At 43.3% G+C, this 6,739-nt stretch carries 7 protein-coding genes; 3 read left to right on the plus strand and 4 right to left on the minus strand.

What is annotated here, in order from left to right; translation table 11 throughout:
- Positions 1-384 precede the first annotated feature (384 nt).
- Complete coding sequence (locus tag ACFE93_RS15065; RefSeq protein WP_375474055.1) at positions 385-2,097, minus strand: diflavin flavoprotein; 1,713 nt, start codon at positions 2,095-2,097, stop codon at positions 385-387.
- A gap of 190 nt (positions 2,098-2,287) precedes the next feature.
- Positions 2,288-4,012 carry a diflavin flavoprotein gene (locus ACFE93_RS15070; protein WP_375474056.1) on the minus strand — a complete coding sequence of 575 codons (1,725 nt, stop codon included), beginning with the start codon at positions 4,010-4,012 and terminating at the stop codon, positions 2,288-2,290.
- Between the two features lie 109 nt (positions 4,013-4,121).
- On the opposite strand from ACFE93_RS15070, the gene ACFE93_RS15075 reads away from it, so the two are divergent.
- The 3 genes from ACFE93_RS15075 (at position 4,122) to ACFE93_RS15085 (ending at position 5,984) form a co-directional block, all read left to right on the plus strand.
- Entirely contained in the window at positions 4,122-4,946 is an 825-nt protein-coding gene (locus ACFE93_RS15075) for a pantothenate kinase (protein ID WP_375474057.1), read from the plus strand.
- An 82-nt stretch (positions 4,947-5,028) separates the two neighbouring features.
- Positions 5,029-5,511, plus strand: coding sequence for a hypothetical protein (locus ACFE93_RS15080; RefSeq protein WP_375474058.1), 483 nt, complete (start codon positions 5,029-5,031; stop codon positions 5,509-5,511).
- 8 nt (positions 5,512-5,519) lie between these two features.
- Positions 5,520-5,984, plus strand: a complete 465-nt coding sequence (locus tag ACFE93_RS15085) for a type II toxin-antitoxin system VapC family toxin (RefSeq protein WP_375474059.1) — start codon at positions 5,520-5,522, stop codon at positions 5,982-5,984.
- Positions 5,985-6,069: 85 nt separating this feature from the next.
- On the opposite strand, the gene ACFE93_RS15090 is transcribed toward ACFE93_RS15085, so the two are convergent.
- Positions 6,070-6,372, minus strand: a complete 303-nt coding sequence (locus ACFE93_RS15090) for a hypothetical protein (protein ID WP_375474060.1) — start codon at positions 6,370-6,372, stop codon at positions 6,070-6,072.
- On the minus strand, positions 6,353-6,592 hold the full coding sequence (locus ACFE93_RS15095) for a hypothetical protein (protein ID WP_375474061.1): 240 nt from the start codon (positions 6,590-6,592) through the stop codon (positions 6,353-6,355). The genes ACFE93_RS15090 and ACFE93_RS15095 overlap by 20 nt, the downstream gene beginning before the upstream one ends.
- Positions 6,593-6,739 lie beyond the last annotated feature (147 nt).

Consider the following 6,739-nt stretch of genomic DNA (forward strand, 5'->3'; position numbering starts at 1 on the left):
GACCAAGCTATGTTTTTAGCTTTCTTAGGTGCTGAATTGTTTTTAGCAACTCATACAAAGTTAAAAATCTGAAAAATTCACAGGAAGATAATTTAGTTATCACCCTGTCAAATTGGACTTAAACATTACTTCTGACCAAGTAGTGTTTGAGTCTTTTTTAGCTTGCTTTCTATGTTGTAAGTAACTTAATTTGTAATTTAATTACAACTTTTGAAAATATGATAGCACAATCTATTGACAAAGTAACTACTAAAAATGAACTTTTCAGTGCTTCCCAAATTCTTCAAAATCAAAGCACCCCACCCATAACCCCTCCCCGCAAGCAAGAAGGGAAACAATTGTACTAACAAAAATAGGCTGGGGTCAGAAATTGGCGATGATTAATTAATAATGAGTTGCCGACTTGCGATGATGCACGGCTGTAACGCCATCAGTATCTAGCACTTTGCCACTCTCGACAGTCGCATAAACCAGCCAGTGATCGCCAGATTCCATCCGGTTTTGTACGGAGCATTCGAGATATGCTAGGGCATCTGTAAGTATGGGAGAACCGCTTTCTGTTTCTTGGGCAGCGACATCAGCAAATCGGTCTTGTCCTGGGCCAAAAGGTTTGAGGAAGTGCTTCATCAACCCCAAGTGATTCCCCTCTTTAAGAATATTGAGGACAAATTTGTTTCCTGAGTGTGTCAGAGTTTCTACTGCACGCTCTTTGGCAACGGCGATGGTTAAACCAGGTGGACTAAAGCTAGCTTGAGACACCCAAGAAGCTAACATGGCACTGGAACGATCGCCTTCCTTGGCTGTGAGAACGCAAAGAGAACCCACAATCCGACCAACTGCTTGTTCTACATTTGTTGCAGGTTGACGTGGCGATCGCACTTTTCTTGCTTTCTTCAGTGCTTGGGCAAAGTCGGTTCCAGCTTCTTCACACAATTGTAAGGTGGCATCGTCGGGTTTGAATTTTACCCGGATGGTGTCAAAACCAAACCGATAGCCAGCATCTTTTAATTTACCCTCAATTAAATCAACCGCTTCCCCACTCCAGCCAAAGGAACCAAAAGCACCAGCGAGTTTATTATTAGTGGCGGTGGATAGCACAATTCCTAAAGCTGTTTGTACGGGTGTCGGTGCATGACCGCCGAGAGTAGGAGAACCGATGATGAAACCACCCGCTTTTTCCACAGCCGTTCGGATTTCTTCTGATTCCGTAAATTCGCAGTTAATTGATTCTACGGCAACGCCAGCTTTTGTAATTCCACGAGCGATCGCTTGGGCTAATGTTGCCGTATTCCCATAAGCGGATGCATAAATTAACGCTACTGTCAAGTCAGCAGATGCTTGCTGTTGAATCCATTCCCGATAAGCTTTGGTCAGATCGATTAAGCCATAGCGCACCAAAGGCCCGTGTCCAGTGCCATACATTCGCACAGGAAAATCAGCAAGTTTATCCAGCGCTGTTTCAACTTGACGGGCGTGGGGAGCCATGAGGCAATCAAAATAATAGCGCCGATCCTCGTTATATATTTCCCAGCCTTCATCAAATACCTGATCTCCACAAACATGCGCCCCAAATAACTTATCTGTGTACAGAATTTCTGTTTGTGGATCGTAGGTGCAAAGTTGATCTGCATAGCGGGGATTGGGGGTAGGAATAAATTGTAAATTATGCCCATTACCCAAATCTAGAGTTTCTTCGCCCCGCATGACAAGAATTTGCAAATCTGGATTTTCCAGCGCCGCACGTAAATTTCTCGCCCCTGGATTAGAACACACAAAGGTGATTTGCGGGGCAATTTCTAACAAAGCTTTTAAAGTTGCAGCGCGGTTAGGATTTACGTGTCCCAAAATTACATAATCTAAATCTTCGAGATGGAAACGTTGCTGCAAAGCTTCTAAATAAATTTGCGTAAAGGTTTCCCCTGGAGGATCGATAATGGCACTTTTATCGCTTTCGATTAAATAACAATTAGCAGTTGTACCTTTAGCAAGAGCATATTCAATTTCAAATCTCAGCCTTGACCAACTGCGCGATCGCAGTATTCTCGTATCTGTAGCAATGGGGAAAACTTGAACGTCACGGGGTTTGTTTTTTGACATAGCTTTATTGGGGAATAGGGGATGGGGCAAAACAGTTCCGTTAGCGTCAGCGGGGCGTTTAGCCCGTTTCGAGTTCCTCGGCAAGCGAGTAAAGAAGTGAGATTCCCCACTCAGCACTCAGCACTCCTGAAGGGCATGGGGCATTGGTATTAATTATTCTCCCCGCTCCTGTGCCCCTCTGCTTTGCTTGTTAATAATGATTACCAACTTTACGGTGATGCACAGCAGTCAAACTTTCTGGCTTAGAAACCCCTCCGGCGTAGACTGTGCTATATACTGCCCAATGGTCGCCGCAATCCATTCTACTGATGACTTCACACTCCATGTAGGCGAGGGCGTCGTTGAGGATAGGCGCACCATTTTCGGCTGGCTGAGTTCTTACACCTTGAAAACGATCTGCACCAGGGGCGAACCGTTTCAAAAAGTGTTTCATTAATGGTTGGAAATTGCCTTCTTCTAAGACATTGAGAACAAAACGATCGCCTACTTGCATGAGTGATTCAATTGCCCGATCTTTGGCAACTGCAATGGAGAATCCCAATGGTTTAAAGCTGGCTTGAGCAACCCAGGAGGCTAGCATGGCACTGGAAACATCGCCTTTCTTAGCAGTAATAATATACAACCCACCGCTAATTCTACCTAGTGCTTTATCTAAGTCAGCACCAAGGGATTTCATCGCTTTGATGTTGCGATCGCGTGTTACCCATTGAGCTAAGTCTGTACCCGCTTCTTCACACAACTTGTAGGTATTTTCCGTAGGCGTTTGTTTAATCCGAATCGCTGGAAAAACTGTTGTCAAACCCAAATTACGGAATTTACTCACCAAAGGATCTATCGGCTCATCATCGCCACTGCCGGTTTCAAATACGCCGATAGCTTGCTTTTCTTTAGTAGATCCTAAAACTGTGCTGAGTGCAGCTTGGATATTCGCACCACCAGAAGCCGGAGGTAATCCAACGATTAGTCCAGCACAACGGCTAACTAGTTCCCGCAGTTCTTGTAAATCGACTTCAGATCCCAAATCGACAATTTCCACGGTGACACCAGTTTTACTGATACCGTTGGCAATTGCTTGCGCAAGGCGATCGCTATATCCATATTCAGAAACGTAAAATATGCCAATCACTGTTTCTGGCTTGGCTTGCGTTTGGCTCCAAGTGCGGTAACGTCCAACTAGTTCTTCAACATTGTGAGATAATAATGGGCCGTGTCCTGTGGCAATCATGTCGATAGTTTTCAGTTCCGCCATCCGCTTCAGGGCAGATATAACTGACCGGGCATTCGGCCCCATCAAGCAATCGTAGTAGTAATGAAAGTCTTCTTCGATAGCTGCTAAGTCTTCATCAAAGGTGCTATCTGAGCAATAGTGCAATCCAAAAGCGTCGCAGGTATAGAGAATTTTGGTTTTGTGGTCGAAGCTGAAAATGGTATCGGGCCAATGTAAATTTGGGGCAATTACGAATTCAAATTCATGCCCATTGCCCAAATCTAAGCGATCGCCATTTTTCACAATCCGCCGTTTAAATGGCTGATGTACCAAATCATTTAGAAACTGAATCGCCACTTTAGAACCGACAACGGTTATTTCTGGAGCCATTTGCAGCAAATCTTTAACTAAACCGCTATGGTCTGGCTCGGTGTGGCTGATAATTAAATAATCAATATCTGTTGGCTTAATTAGTCCGGTGAGCGTATCCAAGTATAGTTGACGAAACTTTTCGTGGGAGGTATCAACTAAGGCAGTCTGCTCCCCACGGATGAGAAACGAGTTATAGGTGGTACCATTTTGCAGACCAAACTCAATATCGAAGCGATCGCGATCCCAATCCAGAGAGCGAATAGCCGTAGTCTCTTGAGCGATTTCCACTGTCTGTATGGTGAGCCGTTTTTCAGTTTTTTCGGTGAGCGCTACCATAACTCCCCTCCTTGACACAATGAGTATTTGTTCCTCTAGGTTTATTGTGACACGGGATGAATGTTAATTTTTATTAAAAAACATATAACGACTTAAAAAAGTTAAAAGTGTGAAACCGCATAAGCACCCAGAACACACAGATAATATTTGGCTAGCTTTGGAAATTGGGAACTCTCAGTTACATTGGGCATTGTTTATTGGCGAAACCTTTTATTCAGCTTGGGATACTGACCATCTACCTGAGTCTGTTATACAACACCTGGCTGAATGTCAAACTCTGAATGATTTACTAGAGAGAATTTTTCCACAAGGTGAATCTCTAACAAACACTCTGCCCCTCTGTCCTATCTTCGTCGCCTCCGTAGTTCCCAGCCAAACTGCTATTTGGCAAACTTACCCAAATACTCATGTTATTACATTAGAACAAGTACCGCTAAAAGCTGTTTATCCCACATTAGGAATTGACCGCGCTTTAGCTTTGTGGGGTGCGGGTAAAACGTGGGGTTTTCCAATGTTGGTAATTGATGCTGGGACAGCGCTAACTTTTACGGCTGCGGATGCTAATCAGTGTCTAGTTGGAGGTGCAATTTTGCCGGGATTAGGTTTGCAATTTGCAACTCTCGGTCAACAAACAGGACAATTACCATTAGTAGAAAGGCAAATTTTCCCGTCTCTACCATCGCGTTTTGCTCTCAATACTACAGAGGCTATTCAAAGTGGAGTTGTTTATACAATATTAGCTGGAATTAAAGATTTTATTGAAGCGTGGCTGCAATTATTTCCTGATGGGAAGATTGCGATTAAAGGGGGCGATCGCACTTTATTACTAAATTATCTGCAAGCTTTATATCCTACAATTGCAGCACGTTTGATTGTAGAACCCAATTTAATATTTTGGGGTATGCGGGAAATAGTAATGGAGCATAAAGAATAGAAATCCGAATTTTCACAGCAAAGAGACCATCCAAAACCCAGATAGCATAGAATTAAAAGAGAAGTTTCCCCCTAAATAAACCATGCCCAAAACTTCACAGCTAGATGTCATTATGCAACAATTGGATGCCCTTTCTTCAGCAGAATTACTAGCAGTTAGGGCAAGAGTCGATGCCTTGATTGAGGGACAATCGTTGCCATTGGGTAAAGGTCAACCACCTTTGTTTCGTTTGCCTAACGTTCAGATCCCTGAAAGTACTACATATTATGGGAGTTTTAGTAGATTTACATTCATTCGTAACGAGAATAACGACGTAGACATCCTTGCTGCACCTGCAACTATAAACATACCAAGAACAAATGCAACAAATCCCTTGCCAACCTGGTTACGAGTATTAAGACAAAATCAAGTTGCCCAATTTTTAGAATCGGAATCAAAAGGAGATGATTCCTTAGAAAAGGTAATGGAACTGGTTGACGAATGGATGGTTGATGAATCGGGATATGATGAACCAACATACCCACAGATTGAGACAAACTTGAATCAGAATCGGATGTCAGTATAAAAACGCAGATGAGTAGAGCTGTATTGCTAGATACTCATCCTTTGAGTCAAGTAACGCATCCACAAGTAGACCCAAAAGTCCAACAGTGGTTACAATCGTTAGGGAAAACCGAAACTGTTATACGTGTGCCGGAAATAGCCGATTATGAACTTCGGCGTGAACTATTGAGACAAGGAAAACGAAAAAGTATAGATCGCCTCAACAAACTTAGTCAAATTTGTCTCATACCACTGACTCCCGAAACGATGCGAAAAGCAGCCGAACTATGGGCATGGGTACGAAACCAGGGGAAGCCTACGGCAAGCAATGATAGCTTAGATGGTGATGTAATTCTTGCTGCTCAAGCAATTCTCCAATTGAAGAGTTTTGATCGGGTGATAGTTGTGACAACAAACTTGAAACACATATCACGCTTTGAGAGCGAAGGAATATGTGTATTAGATTGGCAGCAAACTCTGAATGAGCTAGTTTAATTCGTTTAAATTATGGCTTTTTAAGATAGCTTTAATAAACTCTCGAATCTCTATCGCTACAACCCCAGCACAAGATTCTGGTAAGTCATTTCCGGCATGGGCAATCATTTTTAACTTGACTTTCGGCATCAGTTAAGCATAAACCGGTTCTTGGCAACTTTTGGTGATCTCGGTTGTGGGAAGGCAGAGGGCAGAGGGCAGAAGGCAGAAGAAAGAAAGGAATATAGCAACCGAAGCATAGATTAGGACATAATGACATAGTTACACCTGCTTTGACAGCATCGTAGTCAGACTCTAAACTAACAGCAAAAGAGCGCAACAAAGAAACCGAGCTGTTTTTAGCTTTGTTTAACCAAGCATCAAGCTGCTCAGGCTGACGTTGACGCACAAGAGATGCTCTCCTGTTGAGCTAGTTCAATAGCTGACTTCAAATCCGAATGGGCTGTTTGTAGTTGAGCGATTACTTCACGCTCATTAGGCTGTGTTAATTCTGGTCGTCGCAAGACTAAAGCTGTGACGCGACTGGGGGTGAGAGGACGATGGGAAGAAGAGCTTATCCTGGGAGAAACGTTTTTTGTTGAACCTTTTGCTGGTTCAAATCTGGGCAAGGTCTTGAGATAACGAGTGAAGCGAGAGACCGTGGCATAACTACCGGTATAGCCGCAGGCGCGAATTTCTTCAAACAGTTTTTGGGTGTTGTTGCTAAGGTTTCAGCCAAGGCATCTTTTAGTAGAGCAATTGGTCGTCTGCGTTCC

The sequence above is a fragment of the uncultured Nostoc sp. genome (assembly GCF_964247315.1).
Taxonomy (GTDB): Bacteria; Cyanobacteriota; Cyanobacteriia; order Cyanobacteriales; family Nostocaceae; genus Nostoc.

Bases quoted from the DNA above. Each gene is read 5' to 3' on its own strand.
- ACFE93_RS15065 (WP_375474055.1), bottom strand. From the start codon at position 2,097: ATGTCAAAAAACAAACCCCGTGACGTTCAAGTTTTCCCCATTGCTACA.
- ACFE93_RS15070 (WP_375474056.1), bottom strand. From the start codon at position 4,012: ATGGTAGCGCTCACCGAAAAAACTGAAAAACGGCTCACCATACAGACA.
- ACFE93_RS15080 (WP_375474058.1), top strand. From the start codon at position 5,029: ATGCCCAAAACTTCACAGCTAGATGTCATTATGCAACAATTGGATGCC.
- ACFE93_RS15085 (WP_375474059.1), top strand. From the start codon at position 5,520: ATGAGTAGAGCTGTATTGCTAGATACTCATCCTTTGAGTCAAGTAACG.